The sequence below is a fragment of the Dickeya poaceiphila genome (genome assembly GCF_007858975.2).
GTDB lineage: Bacteria > Pseudomonadota > Gammaproteobacteria > Enterobacterales > Enterobacteriaceae > Dickeya > Dickeya poaceiphila.
Genome location: NZ_CP042220.2, coordinates 2,075,977 through 2,101,521, shown reverse-complemented (window position 1 = coordinate 2,101,521; position 25,545 = coordinate 2,075,977). Strand labels below are relative to the sequence as shown.

Below are 25,545 nucleotides of genomic sequence, written 5' to 3'. Positions count from 1 at the left end.
GTATCGAATCATTAATGGGGGAAGAAGAATGCTAGTTCAGACCGAGGCTGTCACGTAAAATCTGCAAACGGTCCAGATCGCCGTCGCGGGCGGCCTGCTGCAATGAACGGGTGGGCGCATGGATCAGGCGGTTAGTCAGGCGGTGCGTTAATTCCTGCACAATAGCATCGACATCGCCGCCATTCTGTATTGCGGCCAGCGCTTTGGCGGTCATCTCCTCACGCAGACGATCTGCCTGGGAACGATAATCGCGGATAGTATCCACCGCCGACTGCGCACGCAGCCATGCCATGAATTCTGAACACTCCTGCTGCACGATAGATTCAGCTTGAATGGCCGCCGCCTTGCGCTGCGCCAGATTGTGCTGAATGATAGCCTGCAGGTCATCCACGCTGTACAGGTAAATGTTCGGCAACCGACCGACTTCCGGTTCAATGTCGCGCGGTACGGCGATATCCACCATCAGCATCGGCTGGTTGCGGCGGGTTTTCATGGTACGCTCCATCATCCCTTTACCGATGATCGGCAAGGTACTGGCAGTGGAACTGATGACAATGTCCGCCTGCGGCAAGTGCGCATCCAGTTCCGCCAGCGTAATCACTTCAGCGCCCACTTCTTCCGCCAGCACCTGAGCGCGCTCGCGTGTCCGGTTGGCAATGACCATCCGCTTCACGCGGTGCTCGCTCAAATGGCGGGACACCAGTTCGATGGTTTCACCTGCGCCGACCAACAGCACATTGACGTCTGACAGCGATTCAAAAATCTGCCGCGCCAGCGTACACGCAGCAAACGCCACTGACACCGCGCTGGCGCCGATATCCGTTTCGGTACGTACCCGTTTGGCAACGGTAAATGATTTCTGGAACAGGCGCTCCAGGTCGCCTGACAGCGACCGCTCGCGCTGGGAGTCAGCAAACGCTTTCTTGACCTGCCCCAGAATCTGAGGTTCGCCTAACACCAGCGAATCCAACCCACTGGCAACACGCATCAGATGGCTGACCGCAGCATTGCCTTCATGCCAGTAGAGATTTTTGCGGATGTCATCAGGATTCAGTTGGTGATACGCACACAGCCAGGCGATCAATTGCTCGTGCCGATTTTCCTGTTCTTCCACACTGAGGTAGAGTTCGGTGCGGTTACAGGTAGACAACAATACACCACCCTGAACCAAGGGTTGTTGTAACAGACTGTGCAGCGCCTGCCCCTGTCTGTCCGGCGAGAACGCGACGCGCTCACGCAGAGAGACTGGTGCTGTTTTATGATTAATACCAAGCGCAAGCAGGGTCATGGTCTACAGAGTAATCCCGGTGTTAGTATGGGTTTCATCTGAGTGGCATTCTACTTGAAGCCTGCGGGCAAGAAAAGTGACCCTGTTTGACCTCGCTCACGTCATTAACGCCTTGCCGGATAACATCGCAAACATTGACGCTGTCAGCCAACCCCGTTAGCGTGACACCTTGTTGTAAACCCATGATGCTTGTAACAGGACCTCTTCAACATGCCCAATAAACCCGCCCGCGCCTTACGGTTACTGCCTTTGGCGAGTGTGTTACTGACAGCCTGTACCCTGACGCCGTCTACACTGACAGGCAAAAAACCCACCTCCCCAGAGTGGCGCGAGCACGAGCAAAAAGTACAAAATTTGACCCAGTATCAAACCCGCGGCTCATTCGCCTATCTTTCCGATAGGAAAAAATTGTACGCCCGGTTCTTCTGGCAGCAATTTTCGCCGCAGCGTTACCGTCTGCTGCTGACCAGCCCACTAGGCAGTACCGAACTGGAACTACAGGCCAGCGCGAACAGCGTTCAAATTACCGACGGCCAGGGTAAGCGTTATATGGGTAAAGATGCGCAATACATGGTTCAGCAGTTAACCGGCATGGCGATTCCGCTTGATAACCTGCGTCAATGGATGCTCGGCCTGCCGGGCAACGCACAAGATTTCACACTGGATGAACACGCCCGACTGCGCAACGTGAACTATCAGCAAGGCGAGCAGCACTGGAGCGTCACCTATCAGTCCTATACCAATGACCTGCTGCCGTTGCCGCAAAGTCTGGAACTGACTCAGGGCGAACAGCGCATCAAACTGAAAATGGACAACTGGACAACGCAATAAATCATGTCGATCACCTGCAACGACTGGCCCTCCCCGGCCAAACTGAATCTGTTTTTGTACATCACTGGCCGTCGGGCTGACGGTTATCATAATCTGCAAACGTTGTTTCAGTTTCTGGATTACGGCGACACCCTGACCATCACGCCGCGCCAGGATAAACAAATCGTGCTGCTGACGCCGCTGCCTAGCGTCCCCGATGAACAGAATCTGGTGATCCGCGCCGCACGACTGTTGCAGGACTGGTGCCAGCACGCCGGCCTGCCGTTTGCCGGCGCTGACATCGCCGTTGATAAACGCCTGCCGATGGGCGGCGGTCTGGGCGGCGGCTCATCTAACGCAGCTACCGTATTGGTGGCGCTCAATCAGTTGTGGCACAGCCGGATACCGGTCGATACACTAGCCGCGCTGGGCCTGAAACTGGGGGCGGATGTCCCGGTATTTGTGCATGGACATGCCGCGTTCGCCGAAGGCGTGGGAGAGCAGCTTACCCCCGTCTCACCGCCGGAAAAATGGTATCTGGTGGTCCACCCCGGCGTCAGCATTCCAACCCCACTCATCTTTGCCGATCCGGATTTGACACGAAATACGCCAGTGCGACCACTATCGCAATTACTGACACAAACTTTCAGCAACGATTGTGAAGCCGTTGCAAGAAAACGTTTTCGTGAGGTTGAAGAGCGACTTTTATGGCTGCTAGAATACGCACCGTCACGCCTGACTGGCACGGGCGCTTGCGTGTTTGCTGAATTCGACACCGAGTCTGCCGCTCGTCAGGTGCTAGACCGGGCCCCGGAAGGATTAAATGGCTTTGTTGCACGTGGAGTTAACGTTTCTCCGTTGCAACAGCGGATTTCCGGGCAATTCAAGGGTTGCTAAAACACCACCGCCGACCGTGGTGCTCTAACGATCTTTTCCATACACCCGTATGTATATCCTGCCTGCGGTACGACACACGGCCTTCCGCAGGCGGAATATTTCTCTGGACGCAAGCTTGAGGTTCTTCTCGTGCCTGATATGAAGCTTTTTGCTGGTAACGCCACGCCGGAACTAGCACAACGTATTGCCAACCGTTTGTACACCAGTCTGGGCGACGCTGCTGTTGGTCGTTTTAGCGACGGCGAAGTCAGCGTACAAATCAACGAAAATGTACGCGGTGGTGATATTTTCATCATCCAATCGACCTGTGCTCCCACCAACGACAACCTGATGGAACTGGTCGTTATGGTTGATGCCCTGCGCCGCGCTTCCGCAGGACGTATTACCGCAGTCATCCCTTATTTCGGTTATGCCCGTCAGGATCGCCGTGTGCGCTCCGCGCGCGTGCCGATTACCGCCAAAGTTGTAGCTGATTTTCTTTCCAGCGTCGGTGTTGACCGTGTACTGACGGTGGATCTTCATGCCGAGCAGATTCAGGGGTTCTTTGATGTGCCGGTAGACAACGTGTTCGGCAGCCCAATCCTACTGGAAGACATGCTGCAGCAGAACCTGGACAACCCAATTGTGGTTTCTCCGGATATCGGCGGCGTGGTTCGTGCACGTGCTATCGCCAAATTGCTCAACGACACTGACATGGCCATCATCGACAAACGTCGCCCACGCGCCAATGTCTCTCAGGTGATGCACATCATTGGTGACGTTGCTGGCCGTGACTGCGTACTGGTCGATGACATGATCGACACCGGCGGCACACTGTGCAAAGCGGCGGAAGCGCTGAAAGAGCGCGGCGCTAAACGTGTTTTCGCTTACGCCACTCATCCGATTTTCTCCGGCAACGCGTGCGATAACATCAAGAACTCTGTCATTGATGAAGTGATTGTCTGCGATACCATTCCGCTGTCGGAAAATATCAAGGCACTGCCAAATGTACGCACGCTGACCTTATCAGGTATGCTGGCAGAAGCTATCCGCCGTATCAGCAACGAAGAATCTATTTCTGCGATGTTCGAGCACTAATCGATATTTCAGCCGTGCTATTACGCCATCGGATAATCATTATTCGATGGCGTTTTTAATGAAACCGGAATATTACAACGCGTATTATTTATTTCCGTTTCCAACCACTACAGGTTAGCAAAATAAACCTATCAATGAATAAAACGCATTGCCGAGATATCACCGGCTGGTGCTGGCCTTGATATCACCATTACTCAAGGATGCCGTTCGCGGCGACAACGCTTATCAAAGTGTTTAAGCCACCAATAACGGTCCGTCACAGTTTCCCGTCCGCTAATACGTGCGCCTGCCAGCCACAAAATAGCACCGGCAAAAATAGCCAGCAGTTCCACGAAATAGAGCGAACCCGGCAAATGTAATTCAGGCAGCTGATTAGCAATCGAATACGCTATTCCGGAAATCATAAGCAACAGACCTAATCCCATAAATGCGTTGCCCACCATCACAGCATTTCTACGTTTCATATTTCACCTCCAGAAATATCCAGTGGAAATAATCAGAATATAGCTGCATATTTCCTGACCTATTAATAGTATAAACAGCCTCCGTGCCATTGGATTGCGGGCAGGATCACATGTTGGTGATCAACTAGCCCTGCGTTACACTAGCGACTTTGTCAATTATCCTGACGGGTTGCGTTGTCTTCAGCACCTCACCCCCGGAAATGTATCGTGTGAGTCGTATCAAATTATGAGTGGTATCAAACTGATTGTAGGTCTGGCGAACCCCGGCGCCGAGTACGCCGCTACCCGCCATAACGCCGGTGCCTGGTACGTTGACCGCCTGGCGGAAGCCTATCGGCAGCCGCTGAAAGAAGAGAGCAAATTTTTTGGCTATACCGCACGCCTGACGCTGGCAGGTAAAGATGTGCGCCTGCTGGTACCCACCACGTTTATGAATCTGAGCGGCAAAGCGGTAGCAGCGATGGCGACCTTCTACCGCATCCAGCCAGATGAAATTCTGGTAGCGCATGACGAACTGGACCTGCTGCCCGGCGTTGCCAAACTGAAGCTCGGCGGCGGTCACGGCGGCCACAATGGGCTGAAGGATATCGTCAGCAAACTCGGTAACAACCCCAATTTTCACCGTTTGCGCATCGGCATCGGCCATCCGGGCGATAAAAACAAAGTGGTGGGATTTGTGCTGGGCAAGCCGCCCACCAGCGAACAGGCGCTGATCGACCAAGCCATTGATGAATCATTGCGCTGTACCGATATCCTGATGAAGGAAGACATGATCAAAGCTATGAACCGCCTGCACGCCTTCAAAGCGTCATAGTGAGTGATCGGGCGGATCGAGTTCATGCCGCATTATGTGTATAATTGGCATTAAGACTGACTTTTTCCATTCTGACAGGCTTTTTCCAATCTAAAGCCTGATAATTAGTGATTTTTAAGGTGACATAAACATGGGATTCAAATGCGGTATCGTTGGGCTGCCTAACGTGGGTAAATCCACTCTGTTCAACGCGCTGACCAAAGCCGGTATCGAAGCGGCCAACTTTCCGTTTTGTACTATCGAACCCAACACCGGCGTCGTGCCGATGCCGGACCCACGTCTTGACCAGTTGGCCGAGATCGTCAAACCACAGCGTACCGTCCCCACCACCATGGAATTTGTGGATATCGCCGGTCTGGTAAAAGGTGCGTCCAAAGGCGAAGGTTTGGGCAACCAGTTCCTGACCAACATCCGTGAAACCGAAGCCATCGGCCACGTGGTACGTTGCTTTGAAAATGAAAATATCATCCATGTTGCTGGTAAAGTGAATCCGGCGGAAGATATCGACGTCATCAACACCGAACTGGCGTTGGCGGATCTGGAAACCTGCGAACGCGCCATTCAGCGAGTGCAGAAGAAAGCCAAAGGCGGCGATAAAGACGCGAAAATCGAACTGGCGGCACTGGAGAAATGCCTGCCGCAGTTGGAAAACGCCGGCATGTTGCGTTCACTGGACCTGAGCACGGAAGAAAAAGCCGCTATCCGTTATCTCAGCTTCCTGACGCTGAAACCGACCATGTACATCGCCAACGTCAATGAAGATGGCTTTGAAAACAACCCTTATCTGGATCAGGTGCGTGAAATTGCGGATAAAGAAGGTTCCGTGGTGGTCGCCGTGTGTGCCGCCGTTGAATCGGACATCGCCGAGCTGGACGACGCCGAGCGCGACGAATTCATGGCTGAGTTGGGTCTGGAAGAACCGGGGTTGAACCGTGTAATTCGTGCAGGCTATAAACTGCTGAACCTGCAGACCTACTTCACCGCCGGTGTGAAAGAAGTCCGTGCCTGGACCATCCCGGTCGGTGCTACCGCCCCGCAAGCCGCTGGTAAAATTCACACCGACTTCGAAAAAGGTTTTATCCGCGCCCAGACCATCGCTTTTGATGATTTCATCACTTACAAAGGTGAACAAGGTGCCAAAGAAGCCGGAAAAATGCGTTCAGAAGGGAAAGAATATATCGTTAAAGATGGCGATATTATGAACTTCCTGTTTAACGTCTAAAAATAAAATCTGTTGTCTCATGAGGCTTCACGGAATCTCATGATAAGCAATAAGCTCATAAAATCCACGCAGTTGCGTGGATTTTTAATTTCATAGCGTCTCAGATGAGATAGTACGAGTGCAGCTAAACCATTTTTTAAAAAAGTGAAATATGTATTATTTTGTAAAGATAAAAATAATTAGCAAAATAACAACCAGCATTAAATAAACATAAAATATACCATATCAAACACTCCTTTATTTTTTATTGTCAATCAATTGACAATAAAAAATCACAAAATGCCATAAAACAATTTATTACACACACAAGCTATTATTCTTCATTCACTTTGCCTTTAATGAAAATCTCATTAATAAAGTAATGAGCGAACAATTATCTCATGTATTTATTACCTTTAAGGATGGGTTATGAGACATAAAAATATAACGCTTGTTTTAAGTATTATCCTTCTCTCTACGACTACGGCTCGATTGTCAGTGGCCGCACCTTTACATAACGAACCCGCTATTGAGCAATCCACACATCCCTTTTTACTTATCGGTGACGCTAATGGCGGTGACGGGGGTAATGGGGGGTCAGGTGCAAACTCTCCGGGTGGTGACGGTGGCGATGGCGGAAATAATAGCGGCAGCGGTAATGGGAACGGCAGTGGGAACGATAATGGCACTGGCAATGGCTCAGATGACAGTGATGGTGGTGATGGTGGTGCGTAATTAACAAGCAGAATTCTACCAAGAATGGTCGCCTCAGAAAGGCGACCGTTAATGAAAGGATGGTACTTCAATGTTAAAAATACGTAATATTTTGTTTTTTATCCCATTTTATTCAGGTCTACTCCTCTCTTTGCCTGCATCAAGCCAGACGATACCGCAGGACTCTTTTCACCCGGCTGTCTGTGAGAGCCTGAACGGACACGACGGGTACGGAAATTCTCCTGACGGTGAAAATGGCAAGGATGGCATACCTGGTACTAACTGCCTGAACGGTGGCAACGGCGGGAACGGCGCTGCGACGGGCGGGAACGGCGGCAATGGTGGCAATGGCGCCGGCGCTGCTACCGGTTCACACCATAAACACCATAAAAATAGAGATGATAGTGCTAATGGTGGTAACGGTGGCGATGGTGGGTCAACAGATAATGCCCCTGGAGGCGCAGGAGGTAACGGAGGCAACAATGACCAGCCCCAAAATTTATAAACAGTTCTTTGCTTTGCTGAAATGCTCTCCTTTGGCACTCGCCACAATCACACACTTCGGTTATGCCTCTTCGACCGACCCGATACATTTCCCTAATTCTTATTTATTAATTTCCAATGGTGGAAACGGCGGGGATGGTGGTCCCGGTGAAGCCGGGGGAGAAGGAGGTAACGGCGGGGATGCGGGTACAGGTTCAAACTCGAACGGCGGGGATGGAGGAAATGGCGGCACAAACGGAGCTGATGGTGGCGATGGTGGGAACGGAGGAAGCGGCGATAATTCATCCGGTGGTGATGGTGGCATATAGCTCATGACAAAGAGGATGATATGAAAAATATAATCAAGAAAAGTGTATACCTCATTATTATGACTTCTGCCTTACTGAGGCCTTTTATTGTAGTTTTAACTGTAACGTCCTCCCTGGCAGCCGGAATGTTCAGCACTGCTGTGTGGGCAGATGGTGACGGTGGTGACGGTGGCGATGGCAGTGGTGACGGAAATGGCGGAAACGGGGGGAATGCTGGAACTGGCAGCAATGGTGACGGCGGCGATGGGGGGAATGGGGGCGAAGACGGCGGAAATGGAGGGAATGGGGGGAATGGCGACGGGTCAGGAAATGGCGGAAACGGCGGCAATGCAGGACCAGGTGGCTTAGGCGGTCAGGGTGGACGAGGCGGAACTAATGGCGGTCGAGATGGTTCTCCAGGGATGAGCGGCGCTGAAGCATCGAAGTAATTATTCCTTAACAGCCTCGAATACTTTCTACTGTTAATAAGGTCTGCTGGAAAGTGAATATCCCGGCAGACCCTGCACGTACAGCGAGACTGTAAGAGAGCGTTCAGAATTCTGTGTCACGTTAAAAATTCTACAACGTCATCACGTTATTTAGTCGCCCTTCAAAATAAATGGCCAACTGTGACAATGTCAAATTCCAGCTCTGGATGGGCATTGTCCATTTTTCCTGTGCGTTCATCAGCCCCAGATAAAGCAGCTTCAACAGACTGTTTTCATTCGGGAAAGCACCTTTGGTTTTGGTCAGCTTCCTGAACTGTCTGTGCACCGATTCGATAGCATTTGTGGTGTAAATGACTTTGCGGATATTTGCCGGATAGCGGAAGTACGCTGACAGATTGTCCCACTTGCGTCGCCACGACTGGAGCACCACCGGATACTGCAACCCCCATTTCGCTTCCAGCTCATCCAGTGCCATTTCGGCCGCTTCTTTTGACACTGCACGGTAGACTGGCTTCAGGTCGGTCATGAAGGCTTTATGGTGCTTTGAGGCCACATATTTAATCGAATTGCGTATCTGATGAATGACGCACAACTGCACTTCCGTCTGCGGATAAATGCTGTTTATTGCCTCTGGGAAGCCGGTCAGCCCGTCCACGCAGGCAATCAGAATGTCTTTAACACCGCGATTTTGCAGGTCGCTTAATACCGACAGCCAGAAGTTAGCCCCCTCACTTTCTGACAGATACAGGCCCAGAACTTCCTTTTTACCTTCCAGATTCAGGGCCAGCACGGTGTAAACCGCTTTGCTCTGATAGCGGCCATCTTCCCGAATTTTATAGTGAATAGCGTCCAGCCAGACGAAGGGATAAACCTGCTCCAGCGGGCGCTGTTGCCACTGTTTTAGTTCAGGGATGACTTTATCGGTTACTGCACTGATGGTGGCAGTGGACACGCTGAAGGCATATAAATCTTCGATCTCCCGGCTAATGTCCTGATAGCTCATCCCCAGTGCAAACAGGCGAATGATCTTGTGTTCGATCTCGTCGGATAACGTGGTCTGATGCTTTTTCACCAACTGGGGTTCAAAAGTGCCATTACGATCGCGCGGAGTCGCCAGTTCGAAGCTGCCCGTCGGGGCTTTAATGGTCTTTTTGCCGGAGCCATTTTTACGGTTAGCTTCAACGTCCTGAGCCAGATGAGAGTCCAGTTCCGCAGAGAGGGCAGCTTCCGTTAACTGTTTGATTAAAGGCGTTAAGATACCATCTTTGCCCGTTAATGCCTGACCGGACTGGAGGGCTTTAAGCGCTTTATCGAAATCGAAGGGCTGGGACATATGTCATTCCTTTTTGATTGTATATTACCGGAATGACACAGAATTTCTAACACTCCCCTTTTCCCACAAACTGAATTGCCGCTCTGACCTGCTCCCCGTTGATTAACACACCGCGATGTTAGTAATGTCTTCATCAGTAGTCTACAGTGCTGCGATGGTTCTGGTTGAACAGGGTAAGCTGGTTCTGGGCGCCGATATTCGCCTCACCTCACTTTAGCAGTCTGACTTTCACCGCCTTCCCTTTAATTTTCCCCTGCTGTAACTGTTTCCATACCTGACGCGCTACCGACTGCTTCACGGCCACATAGGCGTGCATCGGGTGGATCGTAATTTTACCGATATCCGCACCATCCATCCCCATGTCGCCGGTTAACGCGCCCAGAATATCGCCGGGGCGCATCTTGGCTTTTTTGCCGCCGTCGATGCATAAGGTTGCCATTACGGCTTCCAGTGGGGTGGTGCGCAGCCCACTGGGTAGTGAATGCCAGCTGAGTTTCATATTCAGTATCTCTTCCAGTGCATTGGCACGCTGGGCCTCTTCCGGCGCGCAGAGGCTGATGGCCAGCCCTTGTTCGCCAGCACGAGCGGTGCGTCCGATGCGGTGAATATGTACTTCAGGGTCCCACGACAACTCGTAGTTAATGACCATCTCCAGCGCTTTGATATCAAGCCCGCGCGCGGCTACATCGGTTGCCACCAGTACACGGCTGCTGCCGTTAGCAAAGCGCACCAGCGTCTGGTCACGGTCACGTTGTTCCATGTCGCCGTGCAGCGCCAGCACGCTCTGGTTACTGCTGGTCAGGGCATCGTATACCGCCTGACAATCTTTTTTGGTATTGCAGAACACCACGCAGGAAGCGGGCTGTTCGCGGCTTAGCAATTTTTGCAGCAGATCGAGCTTGCCGCTGCGGGAAACTTCATAAAACTGCTGTTCAACCGCAGGAAGTTCATCCACCGTGTCGATTTCAATCACCTGCGGTTCGCGCTGAATACGATGACTGATGGCGGCAATGGCATCTGGCCAGGTGGCGGAAAACAGCAGCGTCTGACGCTGAGCAGGCGCGTAGGCGATAACGTCATCGATGGCATCGGCGAAACCCATATCGAGCATTCGATCAGCTTCATCCAGTACCAGCGTCTGCAAGGCATCAAGGCTGACGGTCTCCTTTTTCAGGTGATCCAGCAGTCGGCCCGGCGTGGCGACAATAATGTGAGGGGCATGGGTCAGCGAGTCGCGCTGGATACCGAACGGTACACCACCGCACAGCGTCAGTACCTTGATGTTCGGCATGTAACGCGCCAGACGGCGCAATTCATTTGCGACTTGATCAGCCAGTTCGCGGGTCGGGCACAACACCAGAGACTGAGTGTTGAACTGCCCGGCATCAAGATGCTGTAAAAGACCCAACCCGAAAGCGGCGGTTTTACCGCTGCCGGTTTTTGCCTGTGCGCGGATGTCTTTTCCTGCGAGGATCGCCGGTAACGCCGCGGCCTGAATCGGGGTCATAGTCAGATACCCCAGTTCATTAAGGGTGGTGAGTTGTTCCGCAGGAAGCGCGTTAAGTTCAGCAAATGAAGTCAATGAGGTCACAGTGAAAATTCCAGATGAAATAGGCCGACAATCATACCACCTCTTTCCCACCGCGCCGTGAGGAGTTTTCACCTCGCCGTCATTGTTCGGCTATCCCTGCTCTCTTAGTAGCTTTTGATTTTTGATTGATAAGTAAAGGAAGTACAACCCAATAAAGAGCAAGCATATACCGAGAATGAGCATGGTTTCACTGGCATTAACATATCGAGAAAGGAAAAAAGCGACAGCAGAGCCGAGTGGAATAGCAGAGTATATAATCACGTAAGAGGCTGCAATGACACTGGTTGTATCGCTTTGTTGAAAATTAGTCTGACGCTCGGTGTAAAACACTATCAGATTGATAGAACTGAGCAGCATTACTATGCACCATGCCAGATTAGCAATAAATATATTTCCAGCCAAAGGAATAATAATCAGGCAGATAGCGCAGACAATCCCAGTCACAGAGATAACATACCACTTATTAATATTATGGGAATATATAAGACGCCCTAACCTGACACCAACGATAAGACCTATAGCAGACACTGCAAAAAAAACACCTACTTTTATATCCACCAGATTAAATTTATCAATCAAATAAAAAGTAAGCACTGATTGAAACCCATGCAACGCTATATTCGAAAGAAAAAATCGAGCAAGCAGAAAATTAATGAATGGATTTTTTATTATCAATTTAAATCCATTAGTGGTTTTTGCTATAACACTTTCTTTTATTTCTTTTTCTTGCTCACTAATGCGTAATATACAAATCAGAATAAAGGATAGACAATATACCATGCCGATAATAAAGAAAATATGGCTGTAATTGAAAGTGCTTAACATGGCAGAACCAATAAGAGGACCAATAGCAGGAAATAAGCTATCAACAAAGGCAACTCTACGACTTGTACTCTCAATAGTCTCCTTGTCATGAATAACATCTTTCATGACACCATGAATAAGCGTTTGAAATAATGTGAGAACGGTGCAAAATGCAAAAACAACAATAAGAAATACTGTACTGTCAAATCCGTACCTAAAATAGGACAAGCCAAATATACACAATGCAAATCCGAGAAAATTTAAAATAAGCAAACTTGTTTTCCTGGTAAATTTACCATCTATAAAGTTGACTAATGGCGGGGAGATAACGTTCGGTGTAAATAGTAATCCATAACTAACAGTCATCATCTGTAGTGATTGTGTTTCTGCATAGAGCGCCAATGGCGCTATAAACTTGAACGCCCAATTGTTCATGGCATTGATGATGTAAGAAAAAAAGAACAGGGATGACTGGCTATGGATTAATTTAAACATTTATCTACCTACACCCTAAATAATTCGAATTGCAGAAAAGCAGCCAACGCACCTGCAACTTGACGTATGACGGGTATAAATTATGACGACGATTAATAATTGCAGGGAGGCATCACTCTGGCAAGTGCGCTTTTTGTATTATATTGAAAGTTTTTCTATTATTTATTTAAATAATAGCTTAATGATATAAAAGAACATAAAAATCAAATGGTTTACTGTTGTGTTTTTTAGACACATCCAAAACACAGCGTTCGATAAGACCGTTTTTCTGTCTCATGTGGGTTACTGACGAAGAGAACTACAGCTTCTACTCGATTTTCTGCGGCCAGGCGACACACGCTGATTGTCACGCGAGTCGCTCGCTTATCATACATTCCGCCGTTTCCTGAAGCCCCGTACTGCACACCGGCGTAATCACGGGAAACGGCCACTCACCCGTAACACCCGCCGGCTGACGGCGTCGGCCAGTACTGTACGGTTCTCCCCCACGCAACCGAGGCTGAAAGCCTGTTTGGCACGGGTTATGCCGGTGTACACCAGTTCACGGGTCAGGATCGGGCTTAAGCTATCCGGCAACAGCAATCCAGTGTGGGCGAACTCCGACCCCTGCGATTTATGCACCGTCATGGCGAATACCGTTTCCACCGCCGACAAACGCCCCGGCATTATCCAACGAATGCCGGATGAACTATCGCTGGCAGGAAACGCCACTCTGGTTACCCATGTCAGAGAATCGTCCCGCTGGCGCTGCGGCACCGTCAGGGTAATGCCGATATCACCGTTCATCAGTCGCTGGCCGTAATCATTACGGGTCACCATCACTGGTCGCCCTGGATACCAGCCCTGGCAGGCCACCAGTAACCCATCACGATACAGCAGATGCGCAATGCGCTCATTCATGCTGTCCACACCCCATGGCCCGTTACGTAGCGCGCACAGCAGTTGGAACTGGCCGAAAGCTTTCAGAATCTGCGCTGCCCAGTCATCGAACTCGCTTTGCGGTGCCGTCAGTTCTGGTTGCGTCGCAGCCATCCGCCGCAGGTAGTCGCCGTAGCCCACCGGCGCTACCGAACCGGGCTGAGGCGCGAATCGACTGGCGGCACCATTGATGACCCATTCACGCAACGTACTGTTATCGTTGGTGTTGAGCGTCAGTTGTGCCAAATCGGCATACCCGTGTTGCCAGACAGCCGCCAGCGCCGCCACATCACCGGCATTCACCGCGTCAGCCAGTTGGCCGATGCCGCTGTCCGCGCCGAAGCGGTAGCTGTGGCGTAGCATGGCAATGGATTGATCCAGCGCGTTGCCGTGCGGGTCGAGCAATGTATCATCCGGCGCATCCCCTGCCACTTCACGCAGCCAGTCGCAGGTCTGCGGCAGGTAATGCCCCTGTGCGGCACGCTGGCACAGTTCACCCATCAACGCCCCGACTTCCACCGACGCCAGCTGGTCCTTGTCGCCCAGCAGAATCAGACGGGAATGCGTCGGCATCGCTGCCAGTAGCGCCGCCATCATCTCCAGATCCACCATCGATGCTTCATCCACCACCAGCAGATCCAGCAGCAGCGGGTTATCGGCGTGATGCCGGAAATGCCGGGAGTCCGGTCGGCTGCCCAGCAGACGATGCAGGGTCACCACCTCGCTGTGGAGGTGATCGCGGATAACTTCGCCGTGTTCCAGTCCATCCAGCGTCAGGCTGGCAATCGCCCCGGAGATAGATTCGTTCAGACGCGCCGCCGCTTTGCCGGTAGGTGCTGCCAGCCGGATGCGCAGCGGTTTGCCCTGCTGTTCCAACGCCAGCGACTGCAACAGCGCCAGCAGCTTCACCACGGTGGTGGTTTTTCCGGTGCCCGGCCCGCCGGTGATGATGCTAAAAGCACTGCCTGCCGCCAGCGCACAAGCCAGTTTCTGCCAGTCGGTGGCGTGTGTTACCGTCGCGGGGAACAGCGCATCCAGCCGCTGACGCAGCGCCGCAGGCGCAATCGCCGACCGCAACACCGCATGTTGTTCCAACTTCTGTGTGATGGCATGGCGCACATCCCGCTCATACTGCCAGTACCGGCGCAGATAAAGGCGCGAACCGACCAACACCAGCGGCGTATTGCCCTCCCCCGGCGACACCAACTGCGGCTGTTGTAACGCCGCCTGCCAGACCGACAGGGTAACATCCGCCAGCACCTGCGCCGGGCGCACAATCTGACGGTTTTCGCTATGGTCGCCTTCCGGCGGCAACGCCAGCGAAAACCGGCTGTCGGCCAGCGTAGCCGCCAGATCAAGGCATACATGCCCGCGCCCAAGCTGATAACTAACCAGCGCCGCACCCAGCAACAGTAACGGTGGCGCCTCCGGGCATTCCTGATGCAGAAACCGCGCCAACGCCCGATCCAGTTCCCGCAGCCAGCCGCAGCCAACCCATTGATCCAGCAATTCGGTCAGTTCGTCATGATCAGTCATGTTCATGCCGTCACCTCTGATCCACCACTAAACAGGCAATCCAGCGCTTCAATCAGCTCTCGGTCTGGCCGCTCGGCGTACACACCGCCGCCCGGCGCCTGACTACCGCGCAGAAACAGGTACAACGCGCCACCGACATGGCGGTCATAGTCATAATCCGGCAGGCGGGATTTGAGTAAGCGGTGCAAGGCAAACAGGTATAGCACCAGTTGCAGATCGTAACGGTGATCCAGCATGGCGTGGGCCATTCGCGGTGTGTCATAGTCGGCGGCGCTCGCCCCCAGCCAGTTGGATTTGTAGTCCAGCACGTAGTAACGCCCCTGATGTTCAAATACCAAATCGATAAACCCTTTCAACATACCGTTAAGTTGTTCGCGCACCAGCGCTGTCCGCGGCTCGCCCGCCAGCGTGGCGGCTCTAACCAGTTGATCTAATGTGGGTGTATCAACCTGATTGAGCGCAAACCAGAACTCCATTTCCACCTGATACTGCGTCAGCCCAGCCAGCGACACCGCGCTGTCAGGTTGCGCCGGCAACGCCAACGGTTGATTGAGCAGCGCCATCAGCCAGTCGGTGAGCATCGGTATCCATTGCGTCCAGCCCTGCCGGTTACAGCGCCTTGCCACCTGATCTTCCACACCAGGCCGATCCCCCGCCAGCGCCGCAAACCCCGTTTCCCCTGCCCACTCCAGCAAGCCGTGCAGAAAGCTTCCCGGCACCGCTCCGCGCGGAAAACTGTACATATCATGACCGGTCGGCAACGGCGGCAGACGCTCTGCGGCTTCCTGCGGTTCACTGAAAGTTTCCTGCTGCGCGCTTTGTACTTCAGGCGTCTCGTTCGCAAACAACTCACGACGTTCGTGGTAATGCCCTTCCGGCGCCAGTTGCAACCCGGAATAGCTGGTAATGCGCCAGCGGTGGCGGCTGATATCCGGCAACGGCGGTTCCTGACCCAGCGACGGCAACGTCCGCACCGCGCGATAAATCGCCGCATCCGTTTCCGGCAACGGCGCTATCTGGCTATGCGCGCCGCACCAGGCCGACAACCGCTGCGCCAGTTGTCCCGGCTCCAGCGGCTCGCCCGCGCCGAGCAGATAACCGGGCGCGCTTTTTTCCAGCGCTTTCAGCGGCGCGATGCCAAGCCACAGCGCGTAGCGGGCGCGAGTCAACGCCACATAAAACTTACGCAAGTCCTCGCCCAGCCGCTCATGGTCAGCACGCTGCACCGCCTCGTCGCTGGCGGTCAGCTCAAGGCGCAGCTGCCCATCATCATCATGAAATTTCAGCGGCACATCGCGGTGGCTGACGGCACGAAACGCACAGGCGAACGGCAGAAACACCAGCGGATATTCCAGTCCTTTAGATTTGTGGACGGTCACCACCTTCACCAGATCGGCATCGCTTTCCAGCCGCAGTTTCAGCGTGTCGCCACCGGGGTTATCCGCCTGACACTGTTCCGCCAGATAGCGGATCAGCGCGTGTTCGCCATCCAGATGCACGCTGGCTTGTTGCAACAGCTCCGAGAGGTGCAGCACATCGGTCAGCGCACGGGCGTTATCGGCAACCAGTAACCGGCGCGGCACATCGAACTCCCACATCAAGCGCCGTAACATCGGCAACACGCCTTGCTGTCGCCAGCAGTTCTGGTAGCGAACAAATTGCATTACCCGGTTTTCCCACTCCTGCTCGTCGTGGTTAAGGCGTTCAAGCGCCTGCCAGCTCATCCCCAGTAACGGGGTTGCCAGCGCGGCGCGCAACAACCGATCATTCTCCGGATCAGCACAGGCAGCCAGCCAACAGTGCAGCTCACTGGCTTGTGGACTGTCGAACACCGATTCTCTGTCCGACAGATAAACGCTGCGCACGCCGCGAGCGGACAATTGCGCCCGCACCGCCATCGCCTCACGCCCGGTATTGACCAGCACCGCCATGTCTCCCGGTCTGACCGGACGCCATGCCTGCCCTGGTACAGTAAAACCGGCCTGCCCCTGCACGCCGAGCTGTAACAACCGCACCATTTCGCGGGCGCAGCCAGCAGCCATGCGCTGACGGTATTCCGCCGACGACAGCGGCTCCTCGGTTTCCAGCATCCAGCACGTCAACGCCGCCGCTTGCGCCCCCTCCAGCACCCAGCTTTCATCACGGCCATTGGCCTGCACCGGCAGAAACGGCACCGGATTGTCACCGTCCGGCTGGCGAAACAAAAATGCACCCGCGCCGTCAGCGCGGTTTTCCGCCTGCATGAACACCTGATTAACGGCATCGACCATCGCCTGCGTGGAGCGGAAGTTAGTACCCAGTGTGTAATGTCGCCCCTCGGTATCGCGGCGGGCGCGCAAATAGGTATAGATATCCGCACCGCGAAACGCGTAAATCGCCTGTTTCGGGTCGCCTATCAGGATCAGCCCCTGCTGTGGATCGTTGTTCGCCACCCGGTACAGGGTATCGAAAATGCGGTATTGCAATGGATCGGTGTCCTGAAATTCGTCGATCATCGCTACCGGAAACTGTCGGCGAATACGCTGCGCCAGCCGTTCGCCGTTATCGCCGCGCAATGCGGCATCCAGCCGGGTCAGCAGATCCTGAAAACCCATTTGCGCCCGGCTATCCTGCTCGTGACGAAAACGCTGACTAACCCAACGGCAGGCATGACGTAACAGTTGACTACGTGGCTCCGGTAATTCGCTTAACTGCTGCGCCAGCGTCTCCATCGCACTCAGTGCCGGGTGCTGCGGCGCGTCTTCGGGCACTTTCCAGCACTCCCGTAGCCCTTGCGGGGTCAGCCGCGTCCAGCCGGTGCCGATATCCAACGTCGTCTCATCGCTGGTGGCCCAGTGGTGCAGTTTGTCCAGCCACGGGCCGAAATAACGAGCTTGCAGCTTGCGGCCATCCGCCTTTTTCTCTGCCACCGCTGCGTTCAGCAACTCGCGCAGTTCGTCGCACCACTGCGGCCAGGGCGCTTTTAGCGCCGCCAGTCGGTGCGTTTTTTCTTCACGGACAGCGCTGAAAATCTGTGCTGGCAGGTCATCGATACCCATTTCATCGGCATACTCCAGCAGCGGCGTCACACTGCGGTAAAAATCGTCCGGTGATGCCCAGCTATCACGTAGTTCCAGCACATCGCGGGCATCGAGCGGGAAAAAGAAGGTGCGCCAGTAATCACGCACGACTTCCAGTAACAATTCACGCTGGTCGGTTTCCAGCGTTTGGTTAAACAGGCTGCCGCTGTCAAACGCATGTTCGCCCAGCATCCGGTTACACCAGCTGTGGATGGTGGATACCGCCGCTTCGTCCATCCATTCGGCGGCCAGTTGTAGTTTGCGCGCACAGTCCGGCCACTGTTCCGGCGGGTAACCGGTGCGAAGTTCCCGCAACAACGGATCGGCCTCTTCATCCTTGCCATCTTTGCCATCCGGCTGAAAATAGCCAGCCGCCTGCGCCAGCCGGGCGCGAATGCGGTCACGCAGCTCGCGGGTGGCGGCATCGGTAAAGGTCACCACCAGAATTTCCGGCGGGGTGAGCGGGCGGGAAAACGCCTGCTCGCTGCCGTGCCCCAGCACCAGCCGTACATACAGCATGGCGATGGTGAAGGTTTTGCCGGTGCCGGCGCTGGCTTCAATTAACCGGCTGCCGGAGAGCGGAAAGCGCAGCACATCCAGCGGAGAAGGTAACGAACGCGCCGTCATGACTGGCCTCCTGATTTCCTATTTTTCGCCGACGCCGCTTTCAGCGTCAGGTACAGCGGTGCCAGCAGTTGCTGCGTCCAGCGGGCGAACTCGCCGTTGGCCCACAACTGGTCGAAGCCTGGAAACGCGCGGGACAGATAGGCGTTAGACGCGGATTCAGCAAACTTGCGGTTAGCCGGGTCATGCTCCTCATAGCACTGGCGTGCCGCGTTACCCGCTTCACCATCCAGCGCTTGATCCGGTTCTCCGCCCGCTTCCAGCCAGCGAAATCCGGTTTTTACCGCCAGCGGCAACGGGTAACGCATTCCCTCTCGCCAGGCATCGACCAGCGCCAGCCAGTACACTTTCGCCTGCTGCGGTTCCAGCGCCGGCAGGTAAACAGTACCGTTTTTGCTGACCAGCGTACTATGCAGCGGTTGCCCATCAAGGTGCCCGGCCAGATGCGTCACCCAGAAAGGCAATAGCTTGTCGAAGCGGTAACTACGCCGTGTGGGATGGAGCAACCCGCCGCTTTCCAGCACCAGCCGACAGCGGTTGCCCTGCTCATCAACGCGCAGTTCATTCAGCCAGTCTTCCAGCGGTAAATCGGGCCACAACAGCGGTTCGTCAGATACCGATTTCGGCCATTTTTCCTGTTCCTGCTGGTAACGGGTGAACAAATCCGCCATAGGCTCCGCCAAATCCTGCACCAGCACCGTGGTGAAGCCACCGGGCGCCAGTTCGCCGCGCCGGGCGATGCGTGCCAGTTGTGCCGTCAGCGCCTGCTCACGGGGAAGATGCCGACGTAACGCGGCTTTCTGTTCCTCGATCAGTTCATGTTGCAAGCGCCAGTTTTCCAGCGCATCCATGGCAAATGGTTCCTGATCCTGACTGGTGGGGTCTTCCTGTTCGAACCAGACGTTGAGCCGCAACCGGAAGAAACTGCGTACCGGGTCACGGACAAAATCCGCCAGTTGCCGCAGCGTCAGCACGCCATCCTGCCGATAATCGTCCAGCGCGGTATCCGTAGCCGGAGTATCCTGTGGCAGCAGCCCGGTGCGCCATTCGCGGGCATAACTGAACAACGGGCTGCCGGCGGTAAAATAATCCGGGCTGAATGGCTGCAACCGGTGTTCCACCGTCAACGCGGACAACACATCCTGCCCGTCAACGGTCCGCCAGCCGTTGCTTAGATGGTCGCGCAGTTGCGCCACCAGCACCGAAGGCGGGCGTTCGCTGTTATCGTGGATGCTACGCCCCACCCAACTGATGTAAAAATGTTCACGCGCCGACAGCAGTGCCTCCAAAAACAGGTAGCGGTCGTCTTCGCGGCGGGAACGATCGCCGGGGCGGTAGTCATGCCCCATCAGGTCGAAGTCCAGCGGCACCCGGTTACGGGGATAATCGCCGTCATTCATTCCCAGCAGACAGACATGACGAAATGGAATGGCGCGCATCGGCATCAGCGTGGCGAAGGTGACGGCACCAGCAAAAAACGGCTGGGTCAGGCTCGACTGCTCAAACAGCCCCAGCCAGTGCTCGCGCACCACCGACAGCGGTAACGCCCGCTCCAGCGCGACCGATTCGCACGCCTCCAGCCAGTTCTGTAATCCTTCGTCCAGTTGCAGCAGCATGAAGCCGTCTTCCCCCCCATCTGCGGCAAAGAACGTGCTCAACAGCGTACGTAACCGTTCACCCCATTGCACCGGTGTCGCAGGCTGACAGAGCTGCTGCCAGCTATAATCCAGCCGGTCAAGCAACAGCGCCAGTTGCCCAGCCAGCACCGCATCCAGCCCACCGATTTCATCCAGCGGTTCAATATTCCGCCAGGCACCGCCTGCACCCACCGCGTACCCCAGCAACATACGGCGCAGACCAAAAAACCAGCTATTCTGTTCCGGCGCATCAGGCAGGTTAAGGCTTTGGCGCTGACGGGCGTGTAACCCCCAGCGCACATTGGCAGCCCGGACCCAGCGCTGCAACAGCGGCAATTGTTCTTCAGCGATGGCAAAGCGCTGGCGCACCGCCGGCACCTCCAGCAAGTCCAGCACATCGCTGACCGCCACGCGTGACTGCGGCAGGTTTAACAATTTTTCCAGCGCCGCCAGCAGCAGGTTATTCTGGCGCGGCCCACGATCCGCCACGCTGAACGGGATGTAACGCGGGTCCTTCCGGTCGATCAACCCGAACACCGCCTGAATATGCGGCGCATAGCCGTTGATGTCCGGCACCATCACGATCACATCTCGCGGACGCAGCGTCGGGTCAGCGGTAAATGCCGCCAGCAGTTGGTCATGCAGCACTTCCACTTCACGCTGTGGACTATGCGCAATATGAAAACGGATCGAACGATCATGCCGTGAATCGACGGCAGGCCAGCGCGCACGGCTGTCCGACAGCGGTCGCAAATCCCGAATGTCGTCCTGTAACTGATGCAGCAGACAGTCTTCGCCGTTGCTGTAAAACAGGTCGGCACGCTGAATCAGTGAGGCGTACCGCTCGCGCTGATCATATTCATCCAGCAGCCCGATGTAATCGCGCCCTTGTTTACCCCACGCCGCCAACAGCGGGTGGGCATGTTGATGCAGTTCTTCCAGCGCGATGGTCTGCGGCATACCGGGTTTACGTTGCTGGCGGACACGCTCGGCACGCAGCAGGTCCTTATCGGCAATAATATCGCCCCAGTAATGCTCGCACGGGTTATGTACGCACATGAATATCTGGGTCCAGCGCCCAATGGCGGCCAGCAGTTCCAGTGCCTGCTGTGACAACGATGAGATGCCAAAGACAACCACCCGCGAGGGTAACCCTGCCGGGCGTTCGCTATCGTCCCGCTGTTTTACCTCATCCAGAAAGCGCCGGTGCAGCGCCGCTCGGCTGGTGCCGGCCAGCGCCTCGCCGGTATCCATCAGTAGCGCGCGCCACAACAGCGGTTGCCAGTGCTGTTCATCCGGCAGCGGTTCCACGCCGCGTCGGTGGCTGGTCAGCACGTCACGCCCGGCAGTCCAGTCAGCCAGCCAGTCAGCGCGATACACCTGATATTGGTCAAACAGGTCAGCCAGCCGTTCGGCCAACTGGTAATGCTTACGCAAGTCGGTATCCTGCCGCAGAAAACGCGCCAGCGTAGCGAATTCCGGTTGTGTTAGCAGCTCAGGCAACAGCCGCAACAGTCGCCATACCAGCAATGATTTCTCGAATGGCGAGGTTTCCGGCACCTGATCATGCCCCAACACCGACCGGTAAACCTGCCAGAAAAAACGCGACGGCAACTGAACGTCCAGCGCTGCGGCTACGCCGCATCCACCCCCGTGGGTATCACGCGCCAGTGCCAGTTTCAGCCACTGCCCGATGCCGTTGCTCTGTACCAGAATCAGCTCGTTTTCCAACCCGGCTAGCGGATTAGACGCCATCCACGACACCAATACATCACGTAAAGCTTCAGGATGGTTGCTGTGGATCGCCATCAAACCGGGTTGTAACCTGTTTTCGCTCATCACTATCTCTGCTCGTTGCCACAACGGTGTACCGAATAACGGTACAGTCAGCAAATATCTTAGCATTCAATAGGATTAGCGGGGATGTTACGCAGCAAATCGAGATATTTTCAGAAAATCTGTTCAGGCGGTATATCTTGTAAAACGAAACAGCAGTGAATGGCTTCAATAGCCAGACTCTCTTTTATCGATTGTCTGTGATCCACATCCTCTTTCACCATAATCAGACCATTGCATTACCCAATAGAAAATTATTAGAAAAAATAAACAATCAAGACACTTGAGACCACCAGAAACATCATTTAACACCAGTAAATCTGTCTTTAGCGGGACAGACCACCCTCATTAATCATTCAAAGCTTTTAACTATATTATTCACTTTTTCTTCCTGTTCGTTTTTATGTAATCCGATACACTCGATTCCTAATTCCCTGCCAGTCCGGCGCGTCGCGCATTGTGACTCGCCACTCACGCCGTAGCCGCCGTCAACATTGATAGACACCGTACGTCGGCACGGATTTTTATCCCAAGTCAAGGAGACTACGATGCAATACACTGGGAAGTACCTAAAGAAAACCGCGTTGATGCTGACGATGATGGCCGGTATCAGCACCTGGCAAAGCCAGGCGGCTGTCGCACCGGACACGCGTTCGCTGGATGAAATTTATCAGAGCGCATTACAGGAAGGCGGTACAGTGACCGTTTATGCTGGCGGCGACGTACAGTCACAGCAAAATGGCTTTAAGCAGGCATTTGAAAAACGTTTTCCCGGCATCAAACTGAACGTGATCGTCGATTACAGCAAGTACCACGATGCGCGTATTGACAACCAACTGGCTACCAACACCCTGATTCCAGATGTGGTGCAACTGCAAACGATACAGGATTTCCCACGCTGGAAAAAACAGGGCGTGTTGCTGAACTACAAACCCGTGGGTTGGGACAAAATCTACCCGGAATTTCGTGATGCAGATGGCGCGTGGATTGGTGCCTATGTGATTGCCTTTAGCAACGTGGTCAACACCCAACTGCTGGATGAAAACGCCTGGCCGCGAGAAGCAAAAGATTATCTGCGCCCCGACCTGAAAGGCAACCTGATTCTGGCCTATCCCAACGACGATGACGCCGTGCTGTTCTGGTACAAACAGGTCGTGGATAAATACGGCTGGGATTTTGTTGCAAAACTGCAAGAGCAGGACCCGGTTTACGTACGCGGTACTAACGTTCCCGGCGCTCAGATAGCCACCGGCAAATACAGCGCGACCTTCTCCAGCTCCGGTGCGCTGGTCCCGGCGGCAGGTTCGGTGACCCGCTTTGTGCTGCCGAAGAGTGACCCGTTTGTCTCCTGGGCGCAGCGCGCGGCAATCTTCAAACAGGCTAAACACCCGGAAAGCGCCAAGCTGTACCTGAGCTGGCTGCTGGACCCAGAAACACAAACTCAGGTTTCACGTATGTGGTCAGTACGTACCGATGTAGCGCCACCGGCTGGCTACAAACACATCTGGGAATATCGCAATACTCGTCCACAAGCTTTTGCTGACTTCATGTCTGACCGCGCTGCGGTTGAGCGCTTCCGTGCGCAAATGAGCCTGTACGTGGGCGAAGCCAAAGGCGACCCGACTCCAGGCTGGCTCGGCCTGCACCCGGATGCACCACTGGCCAACTAATCAATAATTTAGTAGACGTCATTAATAGAGCTAACCGCCTCGGCTGGGGCGGTTAGCTCATTATTTGAAACATGGATTCAGGCGTAGCGAGAGAAAGAGAGATCGTCGTATTCAATTGCCGGTGTTTTGCCGGAAATGATATCGGCCAGCAACTGACCGGAGCCACATCCCATGGTCCAACCCAATGTACCGTGCCCGGTGTTCAGGTACAGATTGTGTAACGGCGAACGCCCCACCAGCGGCGTGCCATCCGGCGTCATGGGTCGTAATCCGGTCCAGAATGTTGCCTGTTCCACCGGTCCGCAATCCGGGTATAGATCGCGCACTACCATTTCCAGCGTAGCCCGGCGCTTCTGATTCAAGGAGAGATCAAATCCGGCGATTTCCGCCATGCCGCCGACGCGAATGCGCTGATCAAAACGGGTAATGGCGATCTTGTAGGTTTCATCCAATATGGTGGAAACCGGCGACCCAGCCTCACTGGTCAGCGGAATGGTCAGCGAATACCCCTTGAGTGGGTAGACCGGAATGCTGAACCATTTTTCCAGTAAACCGCGGGAATAAGAGCCACAAGCCATAACGTAAGCGTCGGCCACGATCTTTTCACCATCACAATACACCGCGCTGACCCGTTTCCCTTCCACCTCAAGGTGTTGTACCTCCGTATTGAAACGGAAGGTTACGCCCGCTTTTGTCGCCATCGCCGCCAACTGACGGGTAAACAGCTGGCAATCGCCAGTTTCATCATGCGGCAGGCGCAATCCGCCGGTTAATTTATGGCGTACCCCCGCCAGTGCCGGCTCAACATTAGCCAGTTGATCGGCTTCCAGTAATTCATAAGGCACACCGGCTTCTTTCAAGACCGCAATATCACGGTAAGCGTTTTCGTACTGTTGCTGGGTACGGAACAGTTGCAACGTGCCTCCCTGACGTCCTTCATAAGCAATACCGGTTGCTGTGCGCAGTTCTTGCAGGCAATCGCGGCTGTATTCAGCCAGCCGGACCATACGGGCTTTATTAACGCGATAATGAGCGTTGTCGCAGTTCAGCAACATTTGCCACATCCAGCACAATTGCGTAGCAGTGAAATCAGGGCGAATCGCCAGGGGCGCGTGCCGTTGAAATAGCCATTTGACCGCTTTCAGCGGAATACCTGGTGCGGCCCAAGGCGCAGAATAGCCAGGGGAAATCTGACCGGCATTGGCGGCGCTGGTTTCTAAAGCTGCTTCGGCTTGCCGGTCAATGACGGTGACGTCATGTCCTGATTGCGCCAGATACCAGGCGGTACTGACGCCGATAACACCACTCCCTAAAACAACCACCTTCATTATTGCTGTTCTCCCTACTTTTCTCCGCCAATCCCGCGGAATATGCTATACAACGCCTTAAAGCCTGAAATAAAAACCTACTTTAACATGCCGCTATCAATTGTCATCTGTTGCAGATATAGCTTTTATTTATTATGAGAAAACGCACCCAGCCGCGTAGGATAACCGGATAACAACGTGCGGCCATCAGGCGTAGCCGACGGAAATAC

General features: G+C 54.2%; 19 protein-coding genes. 10 read left to right on the top strand and 9 right to left on the bottom strand.

Annotated features, from left to right (window positions below):
* Positions 1 to 31: 31 nt before the first annotated feature.
* Positions 32 to 1,288, bottom strand: a complete 1,257-nt coding sequence (hemA, locus tag Dpoa569_RS09345; protein WP_042870622.1) for a glutamyl-tRNA reductase — start codon at positions 1,286 to 1,288, stop codon at positions 32 to 34.
* 210 nt (positions 1,289 to 1,498) lie between these two features.
* Here hemA and lolB point away from each other — a divergent pair, with 210 nt between their 5' ends.
* The 3 genes from lolB (at position 1,499) to prs (ending at position 4,072) form a co-directional block, all read left to right on the top strand.
* On the top strand, positions 1,499 to 2,119 hold the full coding sequence (gene lolB / locus Dpoa569_RS09340) for a lipoprotein insertase outer membrane protein LolB (RefSeq protein ID WP_042870624.1): 621 nt from the start codon (positions 1,499 to 1,501) through the stop codon (positions 2,117 to 2,119).
* Between the two features lie 3 nt (positions 2,120 to 2,122).
* A complete protein-coding gene (ispE, locus tag Dpoa569_RS09335) occupies positions 2,123 to 2,995 on the top strand; it encodes a 4-(cytidine 5'-diphospho)-2-C-methyl-D-erythritol kinase (protein ID WP_042870626.1) in 873 nt (290 codons plus the stop codon).
* A gap of 129 nt (positions 2,996 to 3,124) precedes the next feature.
* Complete coding sequence (gene prs, locus Dpoa569_RS09330; RefSeq protein WP_042870628.1) at positions 3,125 to 4,072, top strand: ribose-phosphate diphosphokinase; 948 nt, start codon at positions 3,125 to 3,127, stop codon at positions 4,070 to 4,072.
* A 194-nt stretch (positions 4,073 to 4,266) separates the two neighbouring features.
* Here the strand turns inward: prs and ychH are convergent, their stop codons facing one another.
* Complete coding sequence (ychH, locus tag Dpoa569_RS09325) at positions 4,267 to 4,536, bottom strand: stress-induced protein YchH (protein WP_042870630.1); 270 nt, start codon at positions 4,534 to 4,536, stop codon at positions 4,267 to 4,269.
* 226 nt (positions 4,537 to 4,762) lie between these two features.
* Between ychH and pth the strand changes: the two genes are divergently transcribed.
* The 6 genes from pth (at position 4,763) to Dpoa569_RS09295 (ending at position 8,425) form a co-directional block, all read left to right on the top strand.
* On the top strand, positions 4,763 to 5,350 hold the full coding sequence (gene pth / locus Dpoa569_RS09320) for an aminoacyl-tRNA hydrolase (protein ID WP_042870632.1): 588 nt from the start codon (positions 4,763 to 4,765) through the stop codon (positions 5,348 to 5,350).
* Between the two features lie 130 nt (positions 5,351 to 5,480).
* The gene (ychF, locus tag Dpoa569_RS09315; RefSeq protein WP_042870634.1) at positions 5,481 to 6,572 is read left to right on the top strand and encodes a redox-regulated ATPase YchF; all 1,092 of its coding nucleotides are present in this window, start codon (positions 5,481 to 5,483) and stop codon (positions 6,570 to 6,572) included.
* 550 nt (positions 6,573 to 7,122) lie between these two features.
* The gene (locus Dpoa569_RS09310) at positions 7,123 to 7,290 is read left to right on the top strand and encodes a hypothetical protein (RefSeq protein ID WP_227983174.1); all 168 of its coding nucleotides are present in this window, start codon (positions 7,123 to 7,125) and stop codon (positions 7,288 to 7,290) included.
* Positions 7,291 to 7,356: 66 nt separating this feature from the next.
* Positions 7,357 to 7,770 carry a hypothetical protein gene (locus tag Dpoa569_RS09305; RefSeq protein ID WP_042870636.1) on the top strand — a complete coding sequence of 138 codons (414 nt, stop codon included), beginning with the start codon at positions 7,357 to 7,359 and terminating at the stop codon, positions 7,768 to 7,770.
* 134 nt (positions 7,771 to 7,904) lie between these two features.
* The gene (locus Dpoa569_RS09300; protein ID WP_050569442.1) at positions 7,905 to 8,084 is read left to right on the top strand and encodes a hypothetical protein; all 180 of its coding nucleotides are present in this window, start codon (positions 7,905 to 7,907) and stop codon (positions 8,082 to 8,084) included.
* Between the two features lie 143 nt (positions 8,085 to 8,227).
* Positions 8,228 to 8,425 (top strand): hypothetical protein, encoded by a 198-nt coding sequence (locus Dpoa569_RS09295; protein ID WP_173024000.1) that lies wholly within the window; start codon positions 8,228 to 8,230, stop codon positions 8,423 to 8,425.
* 210 nt (positions 8,426 to 8,635) lie between these two features.
* On the opposite strand, the gene Dpoa569_RS09290 is transcribed toward Dpoa569_RS09295, so the two are convergent.
* The 6 genes from Dpoa569_RS09290 to recC all read right to left on the bottom strand — a co-directional run bounded on the left by Dpoa569_RS09290 (position 8,636) and on the right by recC (position 22,341).
* Positions 8,636 to 9,838: an IS256 family transposase gene (locus tag Dpoa569_RS09290; protein WP_146410909.1), complete on the bottom strand. Its 1,203-nt coding sequence runs from the start codon at positions 9,836 to 9,838 to the stop codon at positions 8,636 to 8,638.
* 208 nt (positions 9,839 to 10,046) lie between these two features.
* Positions 10,047 to 11,420 carry an ATP-dependent RNA helicase DbpA gene (gene dbpA, locus Dpoa569_RS09285; protein ID WP_042873914.1) on the bottom strand — a complete coding sequence of 458 codons (1,374 nt, stop codon included), beginning with the start codon at positions 11,418 to 11,420 and terminating at the stop codon, positions 10,047 to 10,049.
* A gap of 99 nt (positions 11,421 to 11,519) precedes the next feature.
* Positions 11,520 to 12,728, bottom strand: a complete 1,209-nt coding sequence (locus Dpoa569_RS09280) for an MFS transporter (RefSeq protein ID WP_042870645.1) — start codon at positions 12,726 to 12,728, stop codon at positions 11,520 to 11,522.
* A 414-nt stretch (positions 12,729 to 13,142) separates the two neighbouring features.
* Positions 13,143 to 15,188 (bottom strand): exodeoxyribonuclease V subunit alpha, encoded by a 2,046-nt coding sequence (gene recD, locus Dpoa569_RS09275; RefSeq protein ID WP_042870647.1) that lies wholly within the window; start codon positions 15,186 to 15,188, stop codon positions 13,143 to 13,145.
* A complete protein-coding gene (gene recB, locus Dpoa569_RS09270; RefSeq protein WP_146411262.1) occupies positions 15,185 to 18,868 on the bottom strand; it encodes an exodeoxyribonuclease V subunit beta in 3,684 nt (1,227 codons plus the stop codon). The genes recD and recB overlap by 4 nt, the downstream gene beginning before the upstream one ends.
* The gene (gene recC / locus Dpoa569_RS09265) at positions 18,865 to 22,341 is read right to left on the bottom strand and encodes an exodeoxyribonuclease V subunit gamma (RefSeq protein WP_042870649.1); all 3,477 of its coding nucleotides are present in this window, start codon (positions 22,339 to 22,341) and stop codon (positions 18,865 to 18,867) included. Before recC ends, recB begins: the two co-directional genes overlap by 4 nt.
* A gap of 545 nt (positions 22,342 to 22,886) precedes the next feature.
* Here recC and Dpoa569_RS09260 point away from each other — a divergent pair.
* Positions 22,887 to 24,008: an ABC transporter substrate-binding protein gene (locus tag Dpoa569_RS09260; RefSeq protein WP_042870651.1), complete on the top strand. Its 1,122-nt coding sequence runs from the start codon at positions 22,887 to 22,889 to the stop codon at positions 24,006 to 24,008.
* Positions 24,009 to 24,085: 77 nt separating this feature from the next.
* On the opposite strand, the gene Dpoa569_RS09255 is transcribed toward Dpoa569_RS09260, so the two are convergent.
* A complete protein-coding gene (locus Dpoa569_RS09255; RefSeq protein WP_042870653.1) occupies positions 24,086 to 25,336 on the bottom strand; it encodes a D-amino acid dehydrogenase in 1,251 nt (416 codons plus the stop codon).
* Between the last annotated feature and the right edge of the window lie 209 nt (positions 25,337 to 25,545).